The organism is Paenibacillus alvei DSM 29 (assembly GCF_000293805.1).
Classification (GTDB): Bacteria; Bacillota; Bacilli; order Paenibacillales; family Paenibacillaceae; genus Paenibacillus_B; species Paenibacillus_B alvei.
This window is the reverse complement of sequence record NZ_AMBZ01000022.1, coordinates 63,442-88,856: the sequence shown is the minus strand read 5'-3', so window position 1 is coordinate 88,856 and position 25,415 is coordinate 63,442. Positions and strand designations below refer to the sequence as shown.

Annotated in this window: 24 protein-coding genes; all 24 read left to right on the top strand. The window is 37.7% G+C overall.

Going from position 1 to position 25,415, the window contains the following annotated elements; genetic code table 11:
- Positions 1-10: 10 nt before the first annotated feature.
- The 24 genes from PAV_RS32945 to PAV_RS30795 all read left to right on the top strand — a co-directional run bounded on the left by PAV_RS32945 (position 11) and on the right by PAV_RS30795 (position 25,381).
- On the top strand, positions 11-1,594 hold the full coding sequence (locus PAV_RS32945; RefSeq protein WP_005552453.1) for a hypothetical protein: 1,584 nt from the start codon (positions 11-13) through the stop codon (positions 1,592-1,594).
- A 38-nt stretch (positions 1,595-1,632) separates the two neighbouring features.
- Complete coding sequence (locus PAV_RS30905) at positions 1,633-2,121, top strand: hypothetical protein (protein ID WP_005552452.1); 489 nt, start codon at positions 1,633-1,635, stop codon at positions 2,119-2,121.
- 123 nt (positions 2,122-2,244) lie between these two features.
- Entirely contained in the window at positions 2,245-3,222 is a 978-nt protein-coding gene (locus PAV_RS30900) for a hypothetical protein (protein WP_005552451.1), read from the top strand.
- Between the two features lie 118 nt (positions 3,223-3,340).
- Positions 3,341-4,111, top strand: a complete 771-nt coding sequence (locus tag PAV_RS30895) for a hypothetical protein (protein ID WP_005552450.1) — start codon at positions 3,341-3,343, stop codon at positions 4,109-4,111.
- Between the two features lie 5 nt (positions 4,112-4,116).
- On the top strand, positions 4,117-4,542 hold the full coding sequence (locus PAV_RS30890) for a hypothetical protein (RefSeq protein WP_005552449.1): 426 nt from the start codon (positions 4,117-4,119) through the stop codon (positions 4,540-4,542).
- The gene (locus tag PAV_RS30885) at positions 4,539-4,835 is read left to right on the top strand and encodes a hypothetical protein (protein ID WP_005552448.1); all 297 of its coding nucleotides are present in this window, start codon (positions 4,539-4,541) and stop codon (positions 4,833-4,835) included. The genes PAV_RS30890 and PAV_RS30885 overlap by 4 nt, the downstream gene beginning before the upstream one ends.
- Positions 4,836-5,492 (top strand): hypothetical protein, encoded by a 657-nt coding sequence (locus PAV_RS30880; RefSeq protein ID WP_005552447.1) that lies wholly within the window; start codon positions 4,836-4,838, stop codon positions 5,490-5,492.
- Complete coding sequence (locus PAV_RS30875; protein ID WP_005552446.1) at positions 5,492-5,977, top strand: hypothetical protein; 486 nt, start codon at positions 5,492-5,494, stop codon at positions 5,975-5,977. Before PAV_RS30880 ends, PAV_RS30875 begins: the two co-directional genes overlap by 1 nt.
- Positions 5,978-5,990: 13 nt before the next feature.
- Positions 5,991-6,737, top strand: a complete 747-nt coding sequence (locus tag PAV_RS30870) for a hypothetical protein (RefSeq protein ID WP_005552444.1) — start codon at positions 5,991-5,993, stop codon at positions 6,735-6,737.
- A 93-nt stretch (positions 6,738-6,830) separates the two neighbouring features.
- Entirely contained in the window at positions 6,831-7,586 is a 756-nt protein-coding gene (locus PAV_RS30865; protein WP_005552442.1) for a hypothetical protein, read from the top strand.
- Between the two features lie 137 nt (positions 7,587-7,723).
- Positions 7,724-8,224: a hypothetical protein gene (locus PAV_RS30860; RefSeq protein WP_005552441.1), complete on the top strand. Its 501-nt coding sequence runs from the start codon at positions 7,724-7,726 to the stop codon at positions 8,222-8,224.
- Between the two features lie 6 nt (positions 8,225-8,230).
- The gene (locus PAV_RS30855; protein WP_005552440.1) at positions 8,231-8,563 is read left to right on the top strand and encodes a hypothetical protein; all 333 of its coding nucleotides are present in this window, start codon (positions 8,231-8,233) and stop codon (positions 8,561-8,563) included.
- Between the two features lie 169 nt (positions 8,564-8,732).
- A complete protein-coding gene (locus PAV_RS30850) occupies positions 8,733-9,737 on the top strand; it encodes a tyrosine-type recombinase/integrase (RefSeq protein ID WP_005552439.1) in 1,005 nt (334 codons plus the stop codon).
- 19 nt (positions 9,738-9,756) lie between these two features.
- Positions 9,757-10,182, top strand: a complete 426-nt coding sequence (locus PAV_RS30845; protein WP_040737419.1) for a hypothetical protein — start codon at positions 9,757-9,759, stop codon at positions 10,180-10,182.
- Positions 10,183-10,249: 67 nt separating this feature from the next.
- Positions 10,250-12,511 (top strand): hypothetical protein, encoded by a 2,262-nt coding sequence (locus tag PAV_RS30840; RefSeq protein ID WP_005552437.1) that lies wholly within the window; start codon positions 10,250-10,252, stop codon positions 12,509-12,511.
- Positions 12,462-14,426, top strand: coding sequence for a phage tail tape measure protein (locus PAV_RS30835; protein ID WP_005552436.1), 1,965 nt, complete (start codon positions 12,462-12,464; stop codon positions 14,424-14,426). The genes PAV_RS30840 and PAV_RS30835 overlap by 50 nt, the downstream gene beginning before the upstream one ends.
- 8 nt (positions 14,427-14,434) lie before the next feature.
- Positions 14,435-14,902: a hypothetical protein gene (locus tag PAV_RS30830; RefSeq protein ID WP_157267427.1), complete on the top strand. Its 468-nt coding sequence runs from the start codon at positions 14,435-14,437 to the stop codon at positions 14,900-14,902.
- Positions 14,899-16,062 (top strand): hypothetical protein, encoded by a 1,164-nt coding sequence (locus tag PAV_RS30825; RefSeq protein ID WP_005552434.1) that lies wholly within the window; start codon positions 14,899-14,901, stop codon positions 16,060-16,062. Before PAV_RS30830 ends, PAV_RS30825 begins: the two co-directional genes overlap by 4 nt.
- Before the next feature lie 175 nt (positions 16,063-16,237).
- A complete protein-coding gene (locus tag PAV_RS30820; protein ID WP_005552433.1) occupies positions 16,238-18,379 on the top strand; it encodes a coiled-coil domain-containing protein in 2,142 nt (713 codons plus the stop codon).
- Positions 18,379-18,969: a phage tail family protein gene (locus PAV_RS30815; RefSeq protein WP_005552432.1), complete on the top strand. Its 591-nt coding sequence runs from the start codon at positions 18,379-18,381 to the stop codon at positions 18,967-18,969. The genes PAV_RS30820 and PAV_RS30815 overlap by 1 nt, the downstream gene beginning before the upstream one ends.
- The gene (locus PAV_RS30810; RefSeq protein ID WP_005552431.1) at positions 18,969-19,835 is read left to right on the top strand and encodes a hypothetical protein; all 867 of its coding nucleotides are present in this window, start codon (positions 18,969-18,971) and stop codon (positions 19,833-19,835) included. The genes PAV_RS30815 and PAV_RS30810 overlap by 1 nt, the downstream gene beginning before the upstream one ends.
- A 58-nt stretch (positions 19,836-19,893) precedes the next feature.
- Positions 19,894-20,304 carry a hypothetical protein gene (locus PAV_RS30805; protein ID WP_005552430.1) on the top strand — a complete coding sequence of 137 codons (411 nt, stop codon included), beginning with the start codon at positions 19,894-19,896 and terminating at the stop codon, positions 20,302-20,304.
- Entirely contained in the window at positions 20,262-20,528 is a 267-nt protein-coding gene (locus tag PAV_RS37840; RefSeq protein ID WP_005552428.1) for a phage tail domain-containing protein, read from the top strand. Before PAV_RS30805 ends, PAV_RS37840 begins: the two co-directional genes overlap by 43 nt.
- 17 nt (positions 20,529-20,545) lie before the next feature.
- Positions 20,546-25,381, top strand: coding sequence for a phage tail spike protein (locus PAV_RS30795; protein WP_005552426.1), 4,836 nt, complete (start codon positions 20,546-20,548; stop codon positions 25,379-25,381).
- Positions 25,382-25,415 lie beyond the last annotated feature (34 nt).

Genomic DNA, 25,415 nt, shown 5'->3' with positions numbered 1-25,415 from the left:
GGTGAGAAAGATGAAGAATGTACTCAAATCTATTCCTGTACTGTTTGAGAGTGTTGACCAAATTGATACACGTTTCCAGAAGGTAAAGATTTGGCTTATGCACTTAGGGCAGAACTACAATAACAGTATCTTCACAAAGGAAGCTGTTGAAGAAGCAATGAGCACTCTAAAGAACACACCAATTTTAGGATATATTGAAGAGTCCAGATTGGGCGATAAAGACTTTAGAGGACATGAAGTTGAGCTTGTTGTTGAAGGTGGAGAACTTAAATCCAAGTATATTGGACAAGCATTTGGAGTAATTCCTGAAAACTGCAATCCTCGATTCGAGACGAAGAAAGGTGACTTCGATAATGAATTGGAGTACCTAGTAGTTGATGGATTGATGTGGACGAAATTTGACGATGGAGTCAACATCTTAAACACTCATGGTGAAGTATCTCAGTCTATGGAACTTCACGATGACTATGATGGCTACTTTAATGAAGATGGCGTATTCGTGTTTACGAAATTCGCTTTCTATGGTGCTTGTTTGCTTGGACAAGATGTTCTTCCTGCAATGCAGAATGCAAGTGTCGAGGTATCGTTCTCGGCAAATGTTAATGTTTACCAAGAAGAGATTGCTAGAAAGCTTGCAGAATTTCAGCTTGCTTTCAGCAAAAAGCAAGACAAGGAGGTGGAACAAAAAATGACGCTTGATGAATTACTGGCTAAGTACTCCACTACAATTGACACATTAGTGGAAAAAGGTGTGGACGTAAACACTTATGATATTGAGGGCTTGGATGCAAAGCTTGCAGAAGTATTTGCAGATCAAGGAGAAGTAGAAGATGAGCAACCTGAAACGCAAATGGAAGCAGAATCAGAAAATGGCGATAAAGGTTCCGATGGCGAAGAAAGTTCCGATGAGAAAGACGAAGGTGACGAAAGCGGTGAAGTAGAGCAGTTCTCGCAAGAGGATGGCACTGGCGGCGAGTCTACACCTGAGAAGTTCGCTCTGAATTTCGAGTTGTCTCACGACGACATTCGCAGTCAAATGTGGAATCAAATTGATTCCCATATGGCTTCTAATGGACATACAGATGAATGGTTTTACATCTTGACTGTCTATGATTCGCACGTAATCGTTGAGAACGATTGGGGCAATAAATTCTACAAAGTTGGTTATGGGAAAGAGAATGACGTAATTTCCTTCAATGATGTAGTAGAAGTTCATCCAATGTTCTTGACAGCAGATGAAAAGGGTGCGCTGGAATTGATGCGTAACAGCTTCGAGCAGTATGAGAAGGAGAACACTGAACTGAAAGAGTTCCAAGCGAACGTTCTTAAAGAACAGCATGAAGCTTTGGCAGAAGGTGTTATCTCTCAATTCGATAAGCTTTCAGATGCCGATGTTGCTGAGATTCGAGAGAATATTCACAACTTCACTCTGGAACAAATCGAATCGAAGTGCTTCGAGTTGGTTGGTCGTAAGACTACAAAATTCTCTGCACCAAAAACCACATACAGCGTGAAAATTGGTGTTAATGCAAACCAAGACTCTCCTGATCCAAGTGGTTATGCTCATCTCTTTAAAAAGCATGGGCTTTCCTAATACAAATTAATTTTTATTTTCTAAAGGAGGAAATAACAATGGCAGTTATTCGTTTGGATAAAATCTCTGGTGGACACCTTGAATCTATCCGTCACACCGAAGTAATGAAGAATGGTTATTTTGTTCAACTCGGCGCTCTTGTGAGTGGTGAGACTGAACTGTACGAAGTTGCGCTGGCACAGACAGCAGAAGACTTGAAGAAGGAGTTTATCCTTCACGCTACACCAGAAGTTATGCCTGACCCTCGTCAAGCTGGACTGAAACACTTCCAAGTTGACAAAGGCGACCAAGGTCGTGGTTATCACTTGGTAAAAGGTGATGTTATCACACTGACAGCAGACCTGATTGATGGTACACCTGTCGAAAATCAATTCGCTGTACCTCAACTTAACTCTATGAAGCTTGAAGCATCTCCTGACGGTCTTCAAGGTACTGATGAGACGAGTCTGGTATTTAAAGTAGTTCGCAAGACTACACTTGGTTTTGACAATGATGATGCATACCAGCTTCGTGTAGTAAAGGCTTAATGCCAAAGAAAGTACCATAAAAAATAATAACCCTAACTCGCACATTGGTTCGACTTAGGGTTATTTCTCATGGCTTGAATGCCGCACAAAAAATAATTTGATTTATTTAAGGAGGAAATAAAGATGCGCGAAATCGCTAAATTGGCAATTGACGTATATAAGAATCAGGGCGAAGCAACTAAGTTCTCTCGCACAGACGCAATGGAAGTTCTTCGGAAGGAACTTGTGGAAGCAAACGGTGGTTCTGAAAAATTGACACCTAAATCGTTCCGTAACAACCCTCAGTTGTTCGCAATCTTGGAAGAAGCACTCGACATTCTAGTAGAAGAAGGGCTGAAAGGTCAATTCGATACATTTGTTGAGACTGTAGTAATTGAACATGGTGACGCTAAAGTATTCACCATCGAAGAAAATCGTTTGTTTGACGTAGCTATCATTTCTGATGGTAATGGCGACCTTCGTCGTGACCGTTTGGATGTTGGTGAACTGACAGTTAAGACATACATCATGGGTGTAGCTGTCTATGAAGAGTTGTCTCGCTTGCTGGCTGGTCGTCAAGACTTCGCTAAATTGGTTGAGAATGTAGCTCGTTCTTACGAGAACAAAATTCAGGATCTCATCTACAACGCTGTGTATGACAGCTACAATCAATTGGGTTCCACTTACGCTATCTCTGGTACGTTCAGCGAATCTAAATTGGATGAATTGATTGCTCACGTTGAAGCCGCTACTGGTATGGAGGCTATGATTATTGGTACGAAGTCGGCGTTGGCTAAGATCACGTTTGGTTCTGAGTCTGAAAAGAACAAAGAACGTCGGAATGACTTCGGTTTCTATGGTAACTTCCATGGAACCGAAATGATGATGATTAAGCAAGCGCATAAAGTTGGTTCCAACGAGTTTGCGATTGACAATGGTTTCATCATGGTAGTTCCTAAGTCTCCTGACAAATTCGTGAAATTGGTCATCGAAGGCGACTCGATGATTATCGAGGGAGATGGCACGAACCGCAAAGACATGCAACGTGAGTACACCTTCATCAAGAAGGCTGGTATCGCGGTGTTGTCGGCGGCTAAGTACGGTATCTACCGTATCTCCTAATCTTAGGAGTTTGGGTCTAAGCACCCCATGCGATTGAGCGTTGATTTTTCATTATGGAGGGGAAACTTCGGTTTCCCCTTTTTATTTATTAAATGTGAGTCAAAGGAGATGTTTGTCAATGAAAACAAAGGCACAGTTGATCGAAGAGATTTTGAGCATCAAGGCAGTTGATTCGAAATCGAACCTCATGAAGTTGTCTCTAGCCAAGCTTGAAGCCCTATTAGCGGAGTTGGAGGATGATCTGGTCAATTCCACACCAGAAGCACCAACAACGCCACAGACAGCCACACAGGTGGACATGCAAGCCCTTATGGAGCAGATGAAGCGAGAGTTGATGCCAACTCTATTGGAGCAAGCGCGTAAAGAAGTTGAAGCAGAGCAGAAAGAAAAACATGTCGCAAAGTCAGAAGAAAGTACAGTTCAAAAACGCGTAATTAATCGCGAAGAGATTGACCGATTTGAGCAAATTCCAGTTATGAATGTCACTAATGGCACATTAGTTTATGCATCTCGCAAAACTGGTGCAGAGTGGATTTTTACTGATTATGGTGATATCGAGTACATGGAGTTTCAAGAACTTCTTACAATGCGTAGTTCTCAACGTCGATTCTTTGATGAGCCTTTCCTTCTGGTTATGGATGATAGAGCAGTTGAACATCTTGGACTCACTAAGATGTATCAAAATATCAGTAATCCAGAGCAGATTGACGTTATTTTCCGAATGAACCAAAGTGAGTTTGAAGAAATCGTTGAGAAGTCACCAAAAGGAATTAAACATCTCATTGTTTCCAGAGCAAAGAAACTTTACGACAGTGGAGAATTGGATTCGGTTAAGAAGATTAACTACATCAATAGTCGATTCCAGACAGATATCGGTCAAAGGGGGTAATTCAAATGGCTACTCCCTTAATAGAAGTCTATGACTTCTTCTTAACGAAAGTTACTGACTATACATTTATCAGTCTTAATGAGACTGGTGATTTGGAGTCTGTATTGTACAAGCATCTAAGAAGTGCAATTGTCAGATTCACAAGTTCAGTTAAAGACCTGACAGTTGATACAAGAGAGCAACAGTTTGTGTCAACTCTCGATGATTTCGAGAAAGAAATACTCGCTACTTTAATGACCATTAGCTACACTACTAGCAAAATAACGCACATTAGAAATATGGAACAAATACTCTCCGACAAAGAATACAAAATCTATTCCACACGTTCGTTTTTAGGACAACTGATTAACCTGAAAAAAGAATTGAACCTTGAAGCTTCTAATCTAATGGTTAGCTATTCTTATCGGAATGGCTTAGACGCTTTAGAGTGAAGACACAATACGGAACAATCAGCGGAAATCAGCTAGATGCTTACATGTCGAAGTTAATTGGAAGAGTCTTTAAGATTATTCCAATGAATGAGGAACAGGTAAGCACACTAGAAGCGTATGTGGACTCTCTTTTGAGAGAAATTGTTGGAAATTCGAAAGTATTCCTTGGAGAAGAGTTGCTTTCGGTGTGCGGAACACTAAATGGTCTTGATTACAATGACCATAGGTTGTTAAAGAGTGATGTATTTAAGGCAATAGAGCTTATAGACAAAGCAAGAGAGCGAGTGAAGTAAATGGACTTGACTCTATATCAAAAGATGATTGGTACAAATAACTCTAATATCACACAGGCGTATATCAACGACACCATCACTCATGTAAATGAGATGTTTAGCAAGTCTCCCTCTTACAGACAAGCAAAGATTGATGGTATCGATTCTGATTGTATTATTAGTCGAAAAAAATCAAAGCAGATGGATTTGCTTTTAAGACCAAGTACCATCGTAAGCGAAGGTTCATATGTCGATTTCAAAGAAGATACATTTATCGTTCTGGATTTCGTTGATAACGAAATCTATCCAAAGGCAAGTATTTCTTTATGTAATAGAATTTTAAAGTGGAAGTTATCCAATGGAGACATAAAAGAATACAAGTGCTTCGTCAAAGGGGCAACATACGAAGAAGATAAGATGAAAACTGTATACACATCAAATGGTGAGTTGATTGTTTACGTTCAGTATAACGATGATACAAAGACAATCAAACCACAGACGAGGTTCATATTCGACGAGAGTGTATATGAAGTTGCTTCAATCGACAATGTTTCAAACGTTTACAATGGCAAAGGTGTTCTAAAACTTGGAATGACGTTTACGAACACGACTAGTACTGATGATAAAGATAATCAAATTGCTGACTCTAGCGGCAATTCAGGATGGGGTGGATGGTAATGAACTTTGATAGATTATCGTCGAACATCATCGCAATTATCGGAGAAGTTCTTAAAAACCAGACACTAGTTAATTATTTGGGTTGGAATGGAGATGATCCTTCTACTCAAAAAATTAATCCTGCATTAGTTGCCCCCAAGGGTTCAACTGAGAGAATCTTTCCGTATCCATTTGACACTACATTTAAAGATGATGTTCGTACTCAGTTGCACATTTATTATCCGCAACTGAGATTCGAGAATAATGGCAATGCAGGAAAGGCGGCTATTCTTTTTGACATTGTGGTTCATAAGGACATTTGGTTGCTCACAGATAATGGAGAAAAAGTAATTCGTCCATATCAAATTATGAAATTAATTCTTAATGCATTCAAAGATAAGCAAGTTGATGGTTTAGGAGAAATTCATTTTGTTAGTGGAGAGCATACAGTCGTCAATGAGCAGTTTGAAGGATTTCGTCTTGTTGCCACTACAACAGAGTTTTAAGGAGTGATTATCAATGCAGGAAATTGATTTGAAACTCAAACTATTCTCTGGTAGAGCAATGACAGCGGAAGGCTATGGTGATATAGAACCACTTACAATACGAGAGATAGTTGATGTTGGCTATTCTGAATATATGAAGTGTTTAAATATCATGACTTTGACTACAAAAGACTTCTTGGATGAGGAGCCTGATGACATCAGCATCCTTGACCTACTTCTCGTATATGGTGGAGAAGAGATTGAGCATGTTTTCGAACAGGCTTTATCTCTATTTTTAAAAGGAGAGATAGTTGTTGACAAGGAGGATATGCGCGTCTTTGTGAAGGTAAGCAATGAAGAAATCTACATTGTAAACAAAGAGAACTATCGCGAAATCCAAGAGGTTATTAAGTGGCAGAACTATATCAATAACTTTGATGAGAAGAAGCTTGACAGTAACTTTGATCCTGCTGACGAGGAAACTCGGAAGCTAAAAGAGCAAATGGATGCTGTCGCGAAGCGAAGAGATGAATTAAAGAGAAAGCAGAATCAATCTGATTCAGACAAGGATGAGGACGATATTGATTTCTACGATATTCTATCAGCTATATCATCAAAATCGTATGGAATCAATGAATTAAATGTTCTTGACTTGACGGTGTACCAAGTATATCGGAAATTCAAACGCATGGAGATTATTGACCAATATGATATCAGCATCAAATCAATTTTGGCAGGAGCAAAGGATATAAAAATTAAGCACTGGTCTAGCAAGGATTAGTTTCTGTATCCAAAAATGACAAAGTTTCAATGCGCTAACCACTATTAATATTGAGCGCACTAAATATTATTTCTCAAAAGGAGAGGATTGCACATGGCACGTTTTGGTGTTAAAGAAGTAGCAGATGTAATGTTGATAAATCTGTTGACCAACAAAGTTGACCTATTCTTGGATACATTGAAGTTGTCCAATCTAGAAAATGCGGCTGAAACAGTATACGCGAATGGTGGTAAGGGCGCACCTCGTCTAGTATCATGGGACTTCGGTCGTACAGCTACATTTAATATTCAGGATGCATTGCTTAACCCGAAATCAATCGCAATGCAAGCTGGTACAGAATTGGAGAAGAAGGTAGAGACGATTTACGAGCGCGTTGTCCTTATGACAACTGACGATGGTTCTGGTAACTCTAAGTTCACTCTGGAACATACACCTGATGCTGGTTCTGTAGAAATCTACGAGACAACTGATGGTTATGGTCAGGATAAAGAAGTAGACAAGCAAACTATTACTGTAACGGGTAGTGATGTTACTGTCCCTTCCGCGTCTCTTGCTGTAGGCACACAAGTAATTGTTTACTTCACTTATCAGTCTACATCTGATTCGGAAGTTATCACTCTCAAATCCGATAAGTTCGGTGGATTCTACAAAGTAGTAGGTAAAACGTTCTGGCGTTCGGAAGCTACAGGTAAGGATGAGAAAGTTCAAATCGTCATTCCTAAAGCTAAAATTTCCAGTGCATTTACCTTGACAATGCAACCTGATGGTGACCCATCAGTATTTGACCTAAATCTGGATGTTTTTAAAGATCCATCCAGTACTGATATGGTCAAAATCGTCCGTTACTAATAGCACTAAAATGCTAAAGAAAGTATCGACAAAACACTTTAATGGTGAGAGGGGTTTATAGTCCCTTTCACCATTATTTTTTTGTCTTCTAAATAAAACAAAAATTTCATCTTTTTAGATTAAAGGAGGAAAAATCAATGACAGAGCAATTGCAGACACTTGATTTTCAGACAATCGAAAGAGCAAGTGAAAAATACGAAAACTTGCGCGAGGTAGTTGTCAAAATGGAAGTGGATGGCAAGATCGAGAGTTTTATAGTTGAGATTTACAAGCATTTCAGTCCAGTTCAAATAAAGATGTGTGTACAGGAATTGGTCGAGAAGCTTGACCATGTTCGGGCACACAATAAAGGAGAGGTAAATTCTATTATCGTTCCTTATATGATCTTCCTTATCATCAAACACTTTACTACGCTCACATTACCAAACAGCTTCCCACAGCAATTGAAAGCAATCGAACACATGACAAACACAGGGACTATGTTCCAGATTTTTATGAATATGGACGAAGAACAAATCACATTGATTCAAGAAGAAGTATCGTTCGTCGTTGATAACTTCAATAATAACGTAGATCAAGTGGAAGAGTTCAAGAAAATCATTCGCGAACAACTTGTAGATAAAAGCCTTTTGGAGTGATGAATAATGTCACATAAGAATTTTGATTCGTTAAGAAAGGCTATTCTAGCCAAAACGAAAAAGGGAATGAAGGAAGAAGTCCTACCGAATTATATCGAAGATTTAATGTGGAAGGCGACAAAAGAAGAAGTTTATGACGTTTGGAATCCAACCAAATATAAGCGAAGAGAAGAAAATGGCGGTCTTTTAGATAGGGATAATATTCGTGGCAAAGTTCTCAAAAGCAAAAGTAATGGATTCACATTTAAGGTTGAGAACATAGCACGAACAAATTTTGAAAGTGCAATATCTCCAAGAATATATCTTGCTCCACTTGTCATAATGGGCAAAAAAATATAGATAAATCAAATGTTCCTGCTAGATACAACTATTGGCAAGGAGCAGAAATATATTCTTACGGAGAAGATAGAGACTTCATTGGCGAGACGAAGAATAATCTTGACAAGAGTAAAATTGCTCAAAAGCTTGATAACTACATGAGAAAGACTTAGCGATTGGAAGTGATTATATGAGTGCAAAGAGAAAGTACGTTCGATACGTAACGAAAGAAAAGCTAGAAAAAGTATCGGACGAAAATAAGATGCATATTCAGAAGTACTTCAACTACAAGAATATGAACCTTAGTGATTCATCTAAGGCTAGTTATGAATCCGACTTCAATCAGTGGCTAGTCTTCATTAACGATAAGTATAGCAAGGGAAGCCTTGTTACGGAAGATATTCTTAAAATGCTTAAAGATGAAGATGGAATTGAGGATATGGTTGATTTGATTGAGGACTATGTTGCCTTCTGTGTCACAGTCTTAGGCAATAATGAGCGCAGGATTCAACGAAGGCTTAGTTCCATATCTTCTTTTTTCCTGTATCTTCTCAAAAAGCGAAGAATCAAATCAAACCCTCTGGACTACATTGAAAGACCTTCTGTACGTGCAGGAGAAAAACCACAGATTACGCAGACATACTTGACACAAGCACAGTTAGATGAGATTAGAAAGTATTTCAAGAATGCTGATGACCTACAGCTTGAACTTTACTTCGAGTTATCGCTTTCAACTATGTTGAGGGTAAATGCAGTAGCAAATATAAAGGTTGACCAGATTGACCTCGAAACAGGCATGATTACTGGAATCAAAGAGAAAGAGGGCTATATCGTTGATGGTTATTGCTCAGATGTGACAATGGAATTGATTAAGAAATGGCTTGAATATAGAAAAGAGAATGGCATTGAATGCGAGTACCTATTCGTCACCAAGTACACTGGTGAATGGAAACAGGTCAGTAAGAATACCTTGCAGACTGTATGGACAAAGAAGATCGGTAAGATTATCGATATTCCAGAGCTTCATCCTCATGATTTCCGACACAGCGGTAGTTCGCTTCTGTTTAACAAGGGGATGTCTTTGGAGGATGTTCAAGAACTTCTAAACCACAGAAGTCCTGATACAACGTTGAAGCACTACATTAAGCGTGATATGAAGAAACTTCAAGATGCCAAGAAAAAATTCGAGTTATAAGAGATAAAGGAGTGTTTACATGATGAGAATGAAAAACGAAGAGGTACAACATTTTGCTAATTTCCTAATGACGTTTGAGTTGAAGGGGCGAGAATCGCGTATGCGTACACGATTCGTTAAGTTACTCGCAGAGCGAGTTGAACTTGTAAATGAAGAACACAAGGAATTGATTCGTCAGTACGCTAGATTCGATGAGAATGGTGAACCTATCATCGTAGAGATTGATGGACAGAAGGCTTATGATGTTCCAGATCGAACCGCCTTCAATAAGGAGTATTTCCTTCTTCTGAATGAGGATTTTGTCATTGAAGAGAACGAAGAACGTAAGGAAATGTTGCTGTTTATAAAAGATGTAATTTTGAACTGTGATAAGACTTTTAAAGGTAGAGAAGCACTAGAGTACGATAGATGGTGCGACATTGCTGACGAAATTAAATACGAATAGAACAGAAGGAGCGTTAATAAACGCTCCTTTTTGTTTTTTATCTTAGCATAAAAAGGAGTGTTTATTAATGAGTAATCCAGATTTTGATATCTTAATTGGCGTGGATATGTCAAATGCTGAGAATGAAATACAGCAGTCTATCAAAAGTATCGGTGACACACACAAGTTGAAGTTGAATCTTATCATTGGGAATAAAGATAAGCTCTTTAAACAAATAAGGACTATCCAAGATTTGTTTTTGAAACTCGGTAAATTGGATGTACATTTCGGATTGAAGGATGATTCAAAAGACCTTGAAAATATCATGAAATACTTGAACGAAATTTCAAACACTAATCTTGATGATGTTGGCGAAAAGCTTGCAAAAGACATGAAAGCCGCAAAGAAAGCCACGGATGATCTAACACAATCATATGACCAGCTTATGAAGGCTTCCAATAAGCTAAAACCTAACAAGGATACTGTTAAAACCACAAAAGTAGGAAACAAATTTAACAATAAAACCATTTCTGAGGACTCGAAGAAAGGTACTACTGTTGATAGTGTAAGAGATTTCGCTTCTCTTAATAACTATATGGAGAAAGCAAAAGCAAAAATAGACTCATTAGAGAATGTATCTAAAGATAGTACGCACAAGAATAGCGTTGATAAAATCAAGAATAGTATCGACAACCTACCGAAACTTCTCGCAAGTGGAGAAGGAAAGGCTTTTGATAAGGCTCTTGCAGATATTCAGAAGCAAATTCTTAAATACGACGAATTAGAAAAGAAGATTAAGCAAAAGGGTGCGGCTGAACAATTCCAGCTTACAAAAGTTATTGACTTGAATAATAAACTTGCAAAAATCCAGCGTGAGGGTATTGCAGACAATAAGTCTGTTACTAATCTCAAAAGCCTTATGGACACTTTCTCTAATGCTGACTTCTCCAATCTCGACGATGCGAAACGTAAGTTTTCTGCTATCGAACGCCAAATGAAAATTATCAATGGTCAGGAAGAAAAAGAGAAGTTTAAGAACAAAAAGGCTACAGTTGGAGAAAAACATCAAAAACGCGTAAAGGCTAATATCGATCCAGAGTTGGTTGGCAAACAATCCATGAAAACTCTTGCTTCGCAAATACACCAAGTGTTTAATGCTAAGTCTATTAAGCAATTTGAGAGCGCTGTAAAGCGCGTAAACAATCTATACGATGAAATGCTTGATAAGCAAAAGAAGATTCTTGAACAGCGTAAAATGGACGCACAGGCTATTGAGGATAAAAAGAGAATACAAGAAAAGCTGAAAGACATGGAAACAGAACAGGCTAACCGTAAGCATGAAGACAAAGTGGAGAAATTCACTATTAACAAGCGGAAAGATAAAATCTCTTCTAAGGAAAACGATATCTATGACAGAAAGGCAAAGATGGTTGGTTCTGGATTTATCGACAACAAAGAGTTTGTTGAGGTTGAACGTAGACTTTATGAAATTAAAAAGATGGCTTCTAACATTCATATTGACGACCTTAATGTTGATAAAGAGTTAAACAAAATCGATGATCTAATGTCCAAAATTTCGTCTCGTTATGAAGAACTGGATGAAAAGCAACGTAAAATTCGCGTAAGCACCCACGAATGGAATAAGGAGATTGATCGAATCAAATCTGGTGGCTTTGTGAATGAGAGTGAGTTTGAAAATATTCGCAAATCTATGCGCGGTCTTAGCGCTGATTCTAAAACATATGAGCAGGATTTGAAGCGCATCCAAACGCAGATCGCTCGTATGAATACTGTGTCAGAAAAACGATCAGAAAGAAAAGAAACGCGAGACATTGCGAAGGGTCGTAATGATGCGAAGATTGAAAGTATGAGAGGTGCTGTTCCAGACAGCTTCCTCGATGAAGTTAAAGGCTTGAACAATCTACTTGATTTTACATCATCCAAAAGGGACATTGCTTTTATCGAAGACGAAATGAAAAAGCTCGTTAAACTTGAAGGAGATATTAAGAAGGCTGGACGAGATGAAGAAAAGATTCGTGAAGTTATTGCTGACCATCAAGCGAGTGCTGTAAAGTCAGTAGACAAATATAACGACATCATTAATTCTATTGTTCAAGACTCCAACAAAAAGAACGCTGTTGATGAGAGACAAAAAAGAATTGCACAAGACTTGCTTCGTCTTCAAAAAGAAATAAAAAATTGGAAGATAACGATAAAAAACAAAACAACAAGAAAAAGCTTTAGAACAAAAGAGACAGACTCTTTCTCGGCTCTCACAAGAACAAAGAGAGAACCAAGGAATGCAAAACAAAATCGAAGAAGATGCCGCTCGACTTCAACGAGAAATTAACCAACTTAAAGAGCGTGGTCTTCAATTATCGTATGATGAACAAAGAGAAATTCAACAAAAGATTTCGGCTCTCAAACAGCTTTCTCAAATTCAAAGAAACTCTAACTCGTCAGGTAGTAATCGAGACATTCAAGAACAAAAGATTAGAGATAAGTTTAATAGTACAAGTTATCGTGCGACGAGAGGGTTTAGTGAAAACTCTGCCGAAGCGAGAAAAATTAAAGGGATCATCGAAGATGTCGAAGCGAAGGTAAATGGTCTTTCTGGGAAGGTTGGAGACGAGTTCCATCAGGCTACTAGAGAAATCGAAGAATCCATGAATCACCTCAACTCTGAATCTCGCAGACTTCGTGACGAAGATCAGCGCAGAAGAGGTTCTATGGGTGGTCAACTTGTGAATGCGCTCAGAAAAGTTCCTGTTTGGACTGCCGCGATGGGCGTTGTTTATGGAACTATTCAGCAAGTCAAGAACGGTTTTCGGTCTATACTTGATATTGACAAGGAAATGGTTAATCTTGCAAAGGTATCAGAAGCGAGTAAACAGCAACTGGATGCATTCAAGAATACGGCTTCTGCAATGGGTAGAGATTTAGGTGTAGTGGCTACAGAGGTTATTAAGGCTACTACAGAGTTCCAGCGCCTTGGTTATTCTTTAGAGCAAGCGACTGTTCTGGGTAAAAACAGTATCTTGTACGCTAACGTTGGTGATATGAGTGTCGAAGATGCAAGTTCAAACCTTGTATCTACAATTAAAGGATTTGGCGTAGAGGTAGATGCACAGGGCAATAATGTTCGTAAACTTGTAGATATGTTCAATGAAGTTGGTAATAATTTTGCGATTTCCTCAGAAGGTATCGGAGAAGCATTAAAACGTTCGTCTGCTGTATTTAATGAAGCAGGAACCAGTATTCAAGATGCTGTAGGTCTGGTTACAGCCGCAAACTCTGTCGTGCAAGACCCTGATAAAGTAGGTAATGGATTGAAGACCATTGCTATGCGTCTTCGTGGAGTCAAAGAAGAAGGAGATGGAGTCGAAGAACTTGTTCCACAGCTTCAAAAAACATTCGATAGAATTAATAAAGATTTTGGGTTAATGAATGACGAAATTTTGAGTGTTATGGAGGAAGATGGAGTTACATTTAAGTCAACATACAAAATCTTTGAAGGTGTTGCAAAAGTATGGGACAAACTAACTGATTTGGAACGAGCAAATCTAGTTGAAACAATGGGTGGAAAACATCAGGGTGTCGTTGTATCTGCAATCATCCAGAACTGGGAAGATGCTCAGAAAGCTAGTGAAACCGCTAGTAATTCTGCTGGTTCTGCTTCACGAGAGTTTAGTGCTTATATGGATGGATTCGAATATAAAATCGGACAACTTAAAAATGCTATTGAACATTTCTGGACAACTATAGTTGACGATGATGCTGTTAAATGGTTTATTGATGTCCTCACATCTATCGTTGATGGAATTACGTCGATAGTAGATACTTTCGGTGCAACTAACATTATTGTACTTATGTCTGGTCTTGTTGCTGTCATGGCAAGCAAACCACTCAGAGACTCCGTAACAACAGTTGGCGCATTAGGTAGAGCTTTTGAAGGTCTTGGTGGATTTGTGATGAAGTTTGTTAGCTTCTTACCTAGACTTATTCCATACGTTGCTGTTCTTCTTGCAATTGGTACAGCGGCGACAGTCGTTGTTAAGGCGTTTACTGCTGAATCAAGAGCAAGAAAAGAGAGGTTGAAAGTTCTTGATGCTGAAATTAGCAAGCTGAAAGATTATAAGCAATCTTACGAAGAAACTTTCAATCAGAAAGACTTCAAACTTGATGATTTTGCCGACCTTCAAGCCAAAGGTACTAACAGAACATCACAAGAGGAAGAAAAATACCTTGGTATAGTTCAAAAATAAAAACAGAGATGCCAGAGTTGATTTCATACTATAATGATAAAAACGAAGCTGTTATTAAGAGTGCAGGAGAGATTCGCGCACTTACTAAGGCGAAAGAAGAACTCCTTTTGGTTAAAGAAGAAGAACAATTCAAGGAAACTATGGAAGATACAAGCTTTAAGGATGTAAACAAAAAACTCAGAGAAATACAGAAAATGAAAGCTCAAATCTCTTCATCGGAAGGTATGGAAAACGTTCAAAGCGTTGCAAAAAAATTCCTCGAAAACGAAGTTGATGAAATAAACGATTCTAACTATTTCGAAGTACTGAATGCATTTAATGATAAAGTTCAACAGGCGTTCTCTGAAATGTCAAAAGAACAACAAGATTATGGTTTTACTTCCATGCAAGCATTAAAATCTCTGATTCCACAAGCGCAAAACAAAAGTGAAGCTCTTAATATTCTTAATGTTTTTATCGAAGATAATAAAAAATGAGAGAGTACTATATAGAAGAAAATAAAAAGATGAAATCTTCTTTACGAACTGGAACTGATGATGTTATGAAACTCATCGATACCGCATTTAATCAGTATACAAGAAAAAACAATATTTCCGCTGATTCCAATAAATTCGTGTTCATCGAAGAACTGAAAAGAAATATGCAAGAAAACTTGGAGACGTTCGGAAATGATGCGGAAAAGTCGATCAACGATAGTTTTAATTATATCGATGAAGCAATTAAGAACGTTGAAAGTAAAGGAATTACGATCGATGAAATCATTAAACCTAACTACGAAACCTTCGAATTAACGAAGGCTAAGTTGGAAGAACTTAAAGAAGCAGTCGTAGATAAAAAAGACCCTATTCTTGAAGTCTATGATGCGCTAATGAAAAAACATCTTGCCGCAAAGAATGCAATCGAAAATGCTCCAATTAAACCATTTGAATTTAATAAGGATGTCATGGGCGAAGTACATTCTATGATTGGTGATTTAAGCGACCTTGATTCTGCATATAGAACGTTGGCAGATGGAGAGAAGCTTACATTAGCAACAACTATGGATTTAGTAACAAAGCATCCTGCATTAATTAAGAACATGAAGATGGAAAATGGTGTTCTTACTCTAACAGGAAATGCTCTTAAAGACTTGGCTAAGATTCGTGAAGAAGAATTTAAGGCTAATCTTCGTCGTATGAAACAAGAACGCATAGAAGCCATCAATACAGCTAATGAAAATATCAAAGCGGCAAAAAGTGAAATGAAAGTTCTGAGAGAAAAATTAAATATTCTTAATACAGTAAACGGATTAAGCACAAACCCTATGGAAGACCCGAAACCTCAGCCATATGGTTTTGACCCATTGATAGGAGCGCCAAAAGGAATTAGAGAGCTTGCAGAGAAAGAAGCAAAAAAAGAACAGGAAAGATTGAATGCAAAAATAAAAGCAGAAGAAGAGAAAGCGGCAGTAAATGAAAAGAACAAGAAAGATTATCAAGATGCAATTGCTGGAATTGATAAGTTCCTTGAACAAGATTGGAGCGCAAATCTCGGTAGCATTACTGGAAACCCTAAAGAAGATAAAGAAAAAAAGAGAAAGAAATACAAGACGCTATCTATGTTGTTGATAAGTACAAGAAACGTATTGATGGTCTGAACAGATCAATCGAAAAACAACAAAAGATTCAAAGTGAAAATAGTACTTGGACTACCGCTTACAAAAAAGCGCTTAATGAAGAGACGTACCAGACAATGGAGAAGAAGAAAGCTATTGATGCTGAAATTACTTCATTGGAAGACCAAATCAAAAAGAAAAAATCCTTAAAACTGGCATGATTAGTATTGACCCTAAAGCAAATGAAAACAAAACACAGAGAATGATTGCCGCTGAACTTCAACAGGAGATCGACCAAGCAGAAGACAGACTGAGAGGTCTTTACTCTGATTCCGATGGTGTTGCTACGAGAATTAACGAACTTCGTATGCTGAAAGTTCAAACGATGACTGAGTTCTTCAACATCCAACGCGAGATGCTAACAGATGATATTGCGTACCAAGAGTACGCTATGAGTCTTTATGATGAAACGACAGAAGGTTATCGTCAACATGCGAGAGAGAAGTTAAAGATAATGCAAGAGCAACAAAAGTACAACAAACAAGAACTTGATTTTCTCTTGAAGGAAAAAGAAACAAACAAAAATCTTACTAATTCTCAAATAGAAGATTTGAACCAATTGATTCGTGAAAAGAAAATGGCTATTTGGGATATGGCAAAGATGATTGATGAGATGAATACTCTCATCATCAACTCCGAACTGGACAAGCAGTTGAACAGAATGGCTGATGAAACAAAAAAATATTCCGATGCGATTGCTGATATTCAAGACAGTATCAAGTACGATTTGGAAGAAGATAAGGATATGGGTAAACATATCGACTACCTAAAACAAATTATCGCTTTGCGTAAAGGCGAACAAGCAGATATCGAACGTAACATAAAGTATTTGGAAGACCAACTTGAAGCACACAGAGACAACAAAGAAGTTGTAGAAAAAATTTCAAGCGAACTTGAATCTTGGAAAGATAAGTTAAGAGATAATAGAAACGCAATCAAAGATTCAAATGTTGAAATAAAAAACCTGTATAAAAAAATGGCTGACGATTACGTCAATATGTATAAAGAACAATTGGAGCTTATGAAACAGGCTGATGAAAAGTATTACGCCGATAAGCTCGAAGCAGAAGCTAAAAACCATGAAAAACGTATGAAGCAACTCGATAAAGAGATGAAGGCTTTAGAGGAAGCGTATGCCAAACAAATGAAAATGATTGACAGAGCGGAAGCCGCAAGAACACATGATAATGATGTGTCTAAGCTTCAAAAAGAAGCTGATGAACTGAAAAAGCAAATCGACCTTCTTTCTATGGACGATTCTTACGAAGCCAAAGCCAAGAAGTCTGAACTGGTTAAACAGTTAACAGAAAAAGAAATGCAACTCGCGGAACTAGAACATAACAGAGAAACTGAGTTGAGAAAGAATAACTTAGAAGATGACTTGGACGCTGAGAAAGAGAAGTTGGAAAATAGGAAAGAGAAGTACGAGGATGACTACAATCACTATGTTGAAACCCTCGAAAAAGAAGCTAAGAAGAAACAGGAATATTGGGAAGCTGAGTTGATTAACGAGAAGAAATTTGCAGAAATGCGTAAGAAAGTTCTCGAAGGAAACTTTACTGAAATGCAAGAAACAATCGAAACTTGGTCTGATAACGTTGGCTCTAAGATGAGCTTGCTCGGAGATCAAGTTACTGAGAACTTCACAACAAAAGTGAAAGAAGCTATTGATTCTATCAAACAACTTAACGACATGAAAATCAAATCTCTCAGTGACTCTCAAACAAATACTGGAACAAAAAATAAAGATGGAGACTTGAAAGAAACTTCAACACCTCCAAAGAACAATGAGTTAAGCGATAAAGATGTAATCGATGAGATGAGAAGAAATAGTGGCAGATGGAAAAATGCTAAAACAGATGCAGAACGTGATATGTACTATCAAGCTAACCAAGAACTTGGTAAAAGCATTGGAGCAGAGTACAAAAATGGTAGCTGGTATAAAAATGGTAAGAAACTTTACGAGTTGAGAAGTGGTGGCTATACAGGCGATTGGAGTGGAGATGGAGGAAAGCTTGCTGTACTCCACAAAAAGGAGCTTGTTCTTAACCAAGATCAAACACAAAACATTCTTGATACTGCTCGTATCGTAGAGCGTATGAAGTCGTTTGTTCCTTCTCTCTTAAATCTATCAACTCCAACAGCATCTGAACCAGTTGCTTCCTCTACAGGGAACACAGAACACAACGAATATAACATTGAAGTAAACATTAATGGAAATGCAGATAGAAAAGTTGCTGATACTGTTGCTGACCAAATCATCAACAAAATCAAGCGTACTAAAGGAGGACGATTCTAATGCTAGAGGGTATTCACTTTTCATACGATGGTGTTCACTCGGTAGACATGGGTCTTCTCAACTGCAAAATTGATGGGGGAATGTTTGAAGAAACGTTCCTTCCATCAAGAAGTATCGTGGAGACTAAGGTGGCAGGAAGAGATAAACCATACTTTCAATCTATTGAGATGGAACCTCTTACTTTTGAATTGACGTTCGCATTCGAAAATAACTACACCGAAAGACAAATCCGCGAGGTTGCTAGATGGCTATTCCAGCCATACTACAAACCATTTTACACAGTTGATAACCCAAATCGAGTTTTCTATTGTATGGTCGATGGCGATTCTACACTTATTCATAATGGATGGAAGCAAGGTTATATAACTCTCCAAATGAGATGTGAGGATGCATATTCATATACGCCAGAATATATAAGAAATCAAATGGAGTTCAACGGTTCAAAAATAACAAAAACCATTGTAGAAGACACTTTTAGTAGTGGGACAGGAAGTATGACTGATATTAAAGTCGTGAACGGAAAAATGACTGTTCAACCAACAGTTAAAACTTGGAGATCATTTGCAGGTAAGAAATGGAGTGATTTATAATGCCGACAAAGAAATTGAGTCTTTATCAGCCGCGCGTTGATGATGATATTCAATATACTATTGATGAACTATCAAAGAATATGCAGAAAATTGACGATAGTTATGATGAGACTGTACCAAATATTCTTTCTAATCTTGTCATTGGCACTAAGTATCAAAGAGGAAAGAAGATATGGAATCAAATGTCTGAGATTGGTGGATTCGTAGGTTGGACAAATATTCGTACAGGCACTTATGCTCCAAGATGGCTTGCATCAACTACTTATCAAGTAGGTGAGAAAGTAATGCCAGATAAAAACAATGGTCATTATTATGAGTGCATTGTATCTGGAACAACTACATTAACTGAACCTTTATTTGATACAATGTCTAATGCAGTTGTTTTTGACAATAGAGGATATACAGTGTGGAAGCCAAATAATCATTATAACATAAATGATATTATTATCCCTACAAACGGAGATATGACTTATTATTATCGTTGCATTACCGATGGTGTTTCTGGTTCTACAGAGCCAGTTTGGAAGAAGGTTGCTGGTGATACAGTAAAAGATGGTGGTGCAGTTTTTTATGTGTATAAAACAGCACAATGGAGAGAATCAGGTGCAAGTTGTGAATTTGTTCCCTTTGGCATAGTTGGGCAGAAGGTAACTAAGTATTCTGAAACAATTGGAGATGGGGTAAATGATAAAATAGTCGTTAATCACAATCTAGGTGTTATTGATATTGTAGTGAATGTCAGAGAAAGAACAGGATCAATGAAGAGTATTGATGTGCAGACAGAGATTATTGACAAGAATAATGTCAGAGTGATTTTTAGTTCTCCACCAAAGCTCGATCAGTATAGAATAACAGTGATTGGTTAATACGAAAAGCTATCTTTTTAAAGATAGCTTTTTATTTTTTATATAGAGAGGTGATTCTATGAAGTGGTCTGATTTGTATACAAACGTTGGAACATACATATCTCCTGTGTATGATGTTTCATCTATGTATGAACTGTACGAATCTGTATTTCATTTTAACTATAATACAAATGATGGAAAAGTAAATGTTTATGTAAGGCTATCTTTCGATGGCACTTCATGGGGAGAATGGACAAAAATAAATGATGTAGCTTACGACAGATTATTTGTTGACGATTTTTACAATCTTGAATCCTGCAAATTTCAATATAAGGTTGAGATGAGTTATATCCGTGGGAATAGCCCTACATTTTCTAGCTTCTCTGCATCTTTAAGTGGTGGATTCTTAATTAATAATCTTGGCGATGTTGTTTGCAAGCCTGAATTATGGATAAAAAACGAAGTTCTAGCGGAGATGTCAGAATTATAAACGAGTCGAATGGACAAATTTTGGAGTTTAAAGGATTGAATAATAATGAAACTGTATATATCGATTGTGAAAATCAAGACATTATGACAGATTTGCCATTGACATATAGATATGACAGTCATAATGATGTTTTTTTGGAATTAGAGGTGGGAGAGAATATCTTGACTGGCGAGGGAGAGTTCGATCTTGATATAAGATGTCAGTTTAAGACTCTACAAGGATAAATGGGGGTGCTTTCATAATGTTGAGATTAGGCGACATTGATTTTAATAGGAAACCAGTTACGCCACAGTTGTTTATGTGTAAGCCTAACAAACAATCAATTTCTAAGATGAGTGAAGCATACAATATTCGATTTAGTCAGAAGCTTGGTACTTTGAATGAACTTAATTTTACATTGCCTATGTACATTGAAAAGCATCATTCAATAAATCGAAACGAAAATGCAGACAAGATTAAAGGAAGATATCTTGTTAAGCTTGTCTTGGGTTCTTACACAGAGTTCTTCGTTATCACGAATTTAAACAAAAGTGGCAAGGACAGCGGTGAAGAATTGGAAATTCAAGCACTATCTTTAGGGTTCGAGATGAATGACAAAATTCTTCGTGATTATACAGCAGTATCAAAGACAGCTACAGAAATACTGAACGAAATTATGATTGATACGATTTGGAAAGTTGGATATGTAGATGCTGAGTTTGATCTGAAACGTCGAGGGCTTGAAGTGTCATCCAGCACCGTCTTAGAACAAGTCTTTGAGGTGGCTAAGACGTTTAACGCCTTGGTGGTATGGGACACATTAAAACGTACTGTAAGCTTCCAGAAGCCTGATTTGGTTGGTCTGAATAAGGGGTTTAAGATTAGGTATGGAAAGTATCTTGAACAGCTTAATCAAGACGATAATGCGGAAGAAATTATCACTAGATTAAAGATGTACGGCAAAGAAGATATATCTATTCGAGAAATTAACCCAACTGGTACAACGTATATCGAAGACTTCAATTACTTCGTCTACCCGTATCAAGAGGTTCGAAAATACTCTATGAAAAATTACAGCAGTACAGATATTAAACACTCTTGGGAGCATACTGCTTCCGATTGGGCAGATAGAAACGGAGTTCTTGTATGTAATGCGAACAGCAAAACATTAATCGCAAATGCTTCTGCAACTTCTGATAGAAACTACAAGGTTACATCTACGCTAAAGGCAACCAGTGGCGATAAGGTAATGGGTATGGTTGTAAGATGTCAGGATGCTAAAAACTATTACTTTGTTGGTTGGGAGTCAGGAAAGATCAATGGTGGCATTGGTTGGGGTGCAGACCATTTACGTATTTATAAGGTTGAAAATGGAGTGTCTACACTGATTGCAAAGACTAGCCATATTGATGGATGGAGCATGAATGTTCATTATGACATGGCTATAGAAGCCTACAACGATAGCGTCAAAGTGTGGATTGATAATCACCTTGCAATAAGCGCCAAAGATAGTACACATGAATATGGTGGATACGGATTCTATAGTGATAGTCAAGCATTTGAGATTAGTAATGTTATCGTAGAGAACAAAGAGCATGATGTTCTTGACCACAGTGATTATATGTCCGATGAACTTTGCCATACAATCATCGAGTATGATGCTTTATTGCAAGGGAATAAGGATAAATTTGCTGAATTGGTAGCGAAAAGAGAGGCATTTAATGGAGTTCTGAATGTAAAGAGAAATGAACTTACCGCATTGAAAGCAGAGTTAAAAATTCTCCTTGATGAGAGAGATGTTCTAAACACTCGTATCGCAAAGATGAATGATGATATTGACCATGCAGATAACACTTTCCAAGATAAGACGATTCTTATTGGCGACCGCGATGCACTGTTGGTTGAACTTAATGCAAAGTTGATAGAAATCAAAGCAAAAGAATCAGAAATCAGAATGAAGGAAGCCGAAATCATTGTTCAAGAGCAGAATGCACAAGGTGTTTTACATGAAATCGACTTACTAAAAACACTTCTTGATGTAAGAAATAACTTCACAGCAGAACTACTTGCGGAGAGAAATCAATACATCATAGAGAAAGAATGGCAGGACTCTAATATTGAAGACCCTAAAGACTTGTTGGCAGAGGGGATTAAAGCATTTAACGAGTTCAAAGAGCAGAAGATTACGATTAAAGTTGATATCGCAAATTTCCTGTCTATGATTACGGAACAACGGAATTGGGACAAGCTAGGTCTTGGCGATACGATCAATATCGAACATGAACGTTTGCAAGTTCTTTTCAAGGCAAAGCTAACTGAAATAGAATACGACTTTGAAGGTTCTGGAATCAACATTACAGTAAGCAATGTCAAAGACTTATACGCGAACAAAGATAAATTCCTTGATATGTTGTATAAATCCTATAGCACATCCACACAAGTATCTATTGATTCTTGGAAATGGGATTTGGCAATGGAGAACAAAGGCTCAATTAATGAAATCATCAATAACGTTTGGGATGCAAATAAGCAAGCAATCTTGGGAGCAAAAGATCAAGTAATTGAGATTTCTGATAGAGGTCTTATCATTCGTGACCCTAACGACCCTAAAAACTACCTTGTAGGTCTTAATTCGATGATTGCCATTACGAATGATGGCGGTAACACATGGAAACATGCTATTACTTCTACTGGCATCGTAGGCGAACGAATCTATGGGAAAATCTTCATGGGTGTAAACTTAGCACTTGAAGATGAAGATGGTGTCCTGAAATTCCAAGGTTCCAAAGGTGAAATCTTTGATCGTAATGGAAGACTTGTAATGAAGCTTGGTCTTGTCGATCAGAATCCAGATAAGTTCGGGCTGTGGTCTTTTAATGATGTTACGAGAGTGAAATTAGATCAAATCGAAGGATTCGTAATAGATAGAGCAACAACTGATACAAACAAACATCCTGATGGATGGGAAAAGATTTTGTGGGCAGACCCGAAAGATGGAACTTTATATTCACTTAATATGGTTGCTCAAAATATCAAGGTTGTCAATAATGTTGGCGATGTGATTATAGACTCAGAGAATAATTATCTCGATATCGGAGACTTCAACACAATCGTAATGGACAACAAACTTACTACGATGGAGAAGATGCAAATCATCACAGAACTGTACAAGATTGAATCTGGATATCATCGGATGCTTGAACAGGCAGAAGAGTATAAGCGCTCTCAGCGCGATGACGATTTTGATATGAGTGCCCAATTTTTCACTAAGACTCCAAGCACAATCGACTTGTACTCCACGAAAGAACTAACAAAAGCCTATCACGACTTGCTAGATTATATGAGCCAATATATAGATATTGTTGGTAGAGAGCCATTGAACATCAATATCAACTCACCTAAGACAGATCAAACAAGTGAGATTCCAGACAGAGCAGAATTTATCTTGAAGTTTAAGACTTACTATGACGAAGAGAAGAACCTGAGAAACATGATCGAAGATGCTCAGTTCTATTCTGGTCTAAACATGGGTGAGTTCTACAATAATGTTGTTATTGGATCATATGGATTCATTGCGCTACGTAACGATGGAAAGTATCGTTCTGTTCTAAATGCAACAAATGGACTAGCCTTGCAAAAATGGGAGAAAGGTAGATGGGTAAATAAAGTCTATGGTGCAATTGGCAACTCTTCGTATGAGGATGGAACGCTCATTGCAGAGGACTTGGTAGCGAAGCGTTTACGTATCGAAACTAAGTTTGGCGATGTATTGTTAGATGCAGATGCACTCAACTTTGACTTTTCTATCCTAGACTCTATCATTCTCGATGATGTAATTACGTCATTAGAAAAGATTAATTTAGCTAATCAATATAAGAGTATTACAAAACAATACGTTGCACTAAAAGAGCAAATAAATAGGTACGTAACGACTATTTATAATGACAGGGATTCTTCATATTATGGTTTGGATGATGCAAAGAATCAACTAGTTAGTGCAGGAGATCAACTTACCAGCACTTATAACGCATTGACTTCATATATGAATCCTGTATTTGCTAATATGAACGAAACAACACATATTGTTAGAGACTTGCATTCAACAAGGTTTATCTTCCATGCAAAATGGGAGGACTTCTACAAAGCTTATGAAGGTGCAAGAGCGAAACTAGCAGACTTCTTAGAGAAGTCTTCTTTGCAGTTGGGACGAAACTACAATAACACTGTCATAGACGCTGAGAATGGTGTTGTAGTTACCAGAGGTAACATGATGAATAAAACAACTCTCAATGCTACCTATGGAATCAAAATTGAACGAAATGATGGCACAGCACAGTCTCCTGTCTGGTATAAAGTTTTCTATGCTGACGTTGATGGCAACTTGTTCGCAGAAGACATGAGTACGAAGAGACTTAGAATCCTTGATGCTGAACTTGGTGATGCAATCGTTTTTGACTGGAAAGAAGGTATCACAATTTACGGAAGACACAAGGAAGTAATCCGTTTGAATGCCAATGAAGGAATTGCTATTGATGTAGATAATGATAAAAGATTGTGGATTCATAACGATGGAACACTTCGAGCGAGAAAGCTGATTATTGAGCCTGATATGGATGGCGAATTGATTCTCGATGAAGAAACTGATGGATACATTTCTGATCTTATGGTCAATAGCTTGAAGACTGTTGAAAAAAATGGTGTGTCCCAAGACTATGTTTATATCAGAAATAATTTCATAAAGCTGAATACTGGCAACTCTTCAAAAAGCGATATAACAAAGTTTATGTTACATTTAAGAAGAGGAAATGGCGATAGTTATCCTGAGATGGTTTTTGGTCAAGGTAATGGCGTTGGTGGGAATATAGGTACAATAAAGAAAGATAATACTGGATTATTTTTCCGATACACTAATGACTTAGGTAATATCAGAGCTGTTGATTTAAGTTTTTCTCAGACCGATGCTGTGAAAGTTTATACTGTTGGTGGCGAAGTAAAGGTTGAATCTGACATGAAAATAACATTTGTTTGTGGATCATCTACTATTACAATGACACCTAGCGGAATTAAAATCAGTAGTACAAGAATTGACCTGAATTAACAAATTATTCATTGTTCTCAATTCCCTCGCGTGG

What these genes read in the sequence shown, in the direction of transcription:
- PAV_RS32945 (WP_005552453.1), top strand. Translation starts at nt 11, where the DNA reads ATGAAGAATGTACTCAAATCTATTCCTGTACTGTTTGAGAGTGTTGAC.
- PAV_RS30905 (WP_005552452.1), top strand. Translation starts at nt 1,633, where the DNA reads ATGGCAGTTATTCGTTTGGATAAAATCTCTGGTGGACACCTTGAATCT.
- PAV_RS30900 (WP_005552451.1), top strand. Translation starts at nt 2,245, where the DNA reads ATGCGCGAAATCGCTAAATTGGCAATTGACGTATATAAGAATCAGGGC.
- PAV_RS30895 (WP_005552450.1), top strand. Translation starts at nt 3,341, where the DNA reads ATGAAAACAAAGGCACAGTTGATCGAAGAGATTTTGAGCATCAAGGCA.
- PAV_RS30890 (WP_005552449.1), top strand. Translation starts at nt 4,117, where the DNA reads ATGGCTACTCCCTTAATAGAAGTCTATGACTTCTTCTTAACGAAAGTT.
- PAV_RS30880 (WP_005552447.1), top strand. Translation starts at nt 4,836, where the DNA reads ATGGACTTGACTCTATATCAAAAGATGATTGGTACAAATAACTCTAAT.
- PAV_RS30875 (WP_005552446.1), top strand. Translation starts at nt 5,492, where the DNA reads ATGAACTTTGATAGATTATCGTCGAACATCATCGCAATTATCGGAGAA.
- PAV_RS30870 (WP_005552444.1), top strand. Translation starts at nt 5,991, where the DNA reads ATGCAGGAAATTGATTTGAAACTCAAACTATTCTCTGGTAGAGCAATG.
- PAV_RS30865 (WP_005552442.1), top strand. Translation starts at nt 6,831, where the DNA reads ATGGCACGTTTTGGTGTTAAAGAAGTAGCAGATGTAATGTTGATAAAT.
- PAV_RS30860 (WP_005552441.1), top strand. Translation starts at nt 7,724, where the DNA reads ATGACAGAGCAATTGCAGACACTTGATTTTCAGACAATCGAAAGAGCA.
- PAV_RS30855 (WP_005552440.1), top strand. Translation starts at nt 8,231, where the DNA reads ATGTCACATAAGAATTTTGATTCGTTAAGAAAGGCTATTCTAGCCAAA.
- PAV_RS30850 (WP_005552439.1), top strand. Translation starts at nt 8,733, where the DNA reads ATGAGTGCAAAGAGAAAGTACGTTCGATACGTAACGAAAGAAAAGCTA.
- PAV_RS30845 (WP_040737419.1), top strand. Translation starts at nt 9,757, where the DNA reads ATGATGAGAATGAAAAACGAAGAGGTACAACATTTTGCTAATTTCCTA.
- PAV_RS30840 (WP_005552437.1), top strand. Translation starts at nt 10,250, where the DNA reads ATGAGTAATCCAGATTTTGATATCTTAATTGGCGTGGATATGTCAAAT.
- PAV_RS30835 (WP_005552436.1), top strand. Translation starts at nt 12,462, where the DNA reads ATGCAAAACAAAATCGAAGAAGATGCCGCTCGACTTCAACGAGAAATT.
- PAV_RS30830 (WP_157267427.1), top strand. Translation starts at nt 14,435, where the DNA reads ATGCCAGAGTTGATTTCATACTATAATGATAAAAACGAAGCTGTTATT.
- PAV_RS30825 (WP_005552434.1), top strand. Translation starts at nt 14,899, where the DNA reads ATGAGAGAGTACTATATAGAAGAAAATAAAAAGATGAAATCTTCTTTA.
- PAV_RS30820 (WP_005552433.1), top strand. Translation starts at nt 16,238, where the DNA reads ATGATTAGTATTGACCCTAAAGCAAATGAAAACAAAACACAGAGAATG.
- PAV_RS30815 (WP_005552432.1), top strand. Translation starts at nt 18,379, where the DNA reads ATGCTAGAGGGTATTCACTTTTCATACGATGGTGTTCACTCGGTAGAC.
- PAV_RS30810 (WP_005552431.1), top strand. Translation starts at nt 18,969, where the DNA reads ATGCCGACAAAGAAATTGAGTCTTTATCAGCCGCGCGTTGATGATGAT.
- PAV_RS30805 (WP_005552430.1), top strand. Translation starts at nt 19,894, where the DNA reads ATGAAGTGGTCTGATTTGTATACAAACGTTGGAACATACATATCTCCT.
- PAV_RS37840 (WP_005552428.1), top strand. Translation starts at nt 20,262, where the DNA reads ATGGATAAAAAACGAAGTTCTAGCGGAGATGTCAGAATTATAAACGAG.
- PAV_RS30795 (WP_005552426.1), top strand. Translation starts at nt 20,546, where the DNA reads ATGTTGAGATTAGGCGACATTGATTTTAATAGGAAACCAGTTACGCCA.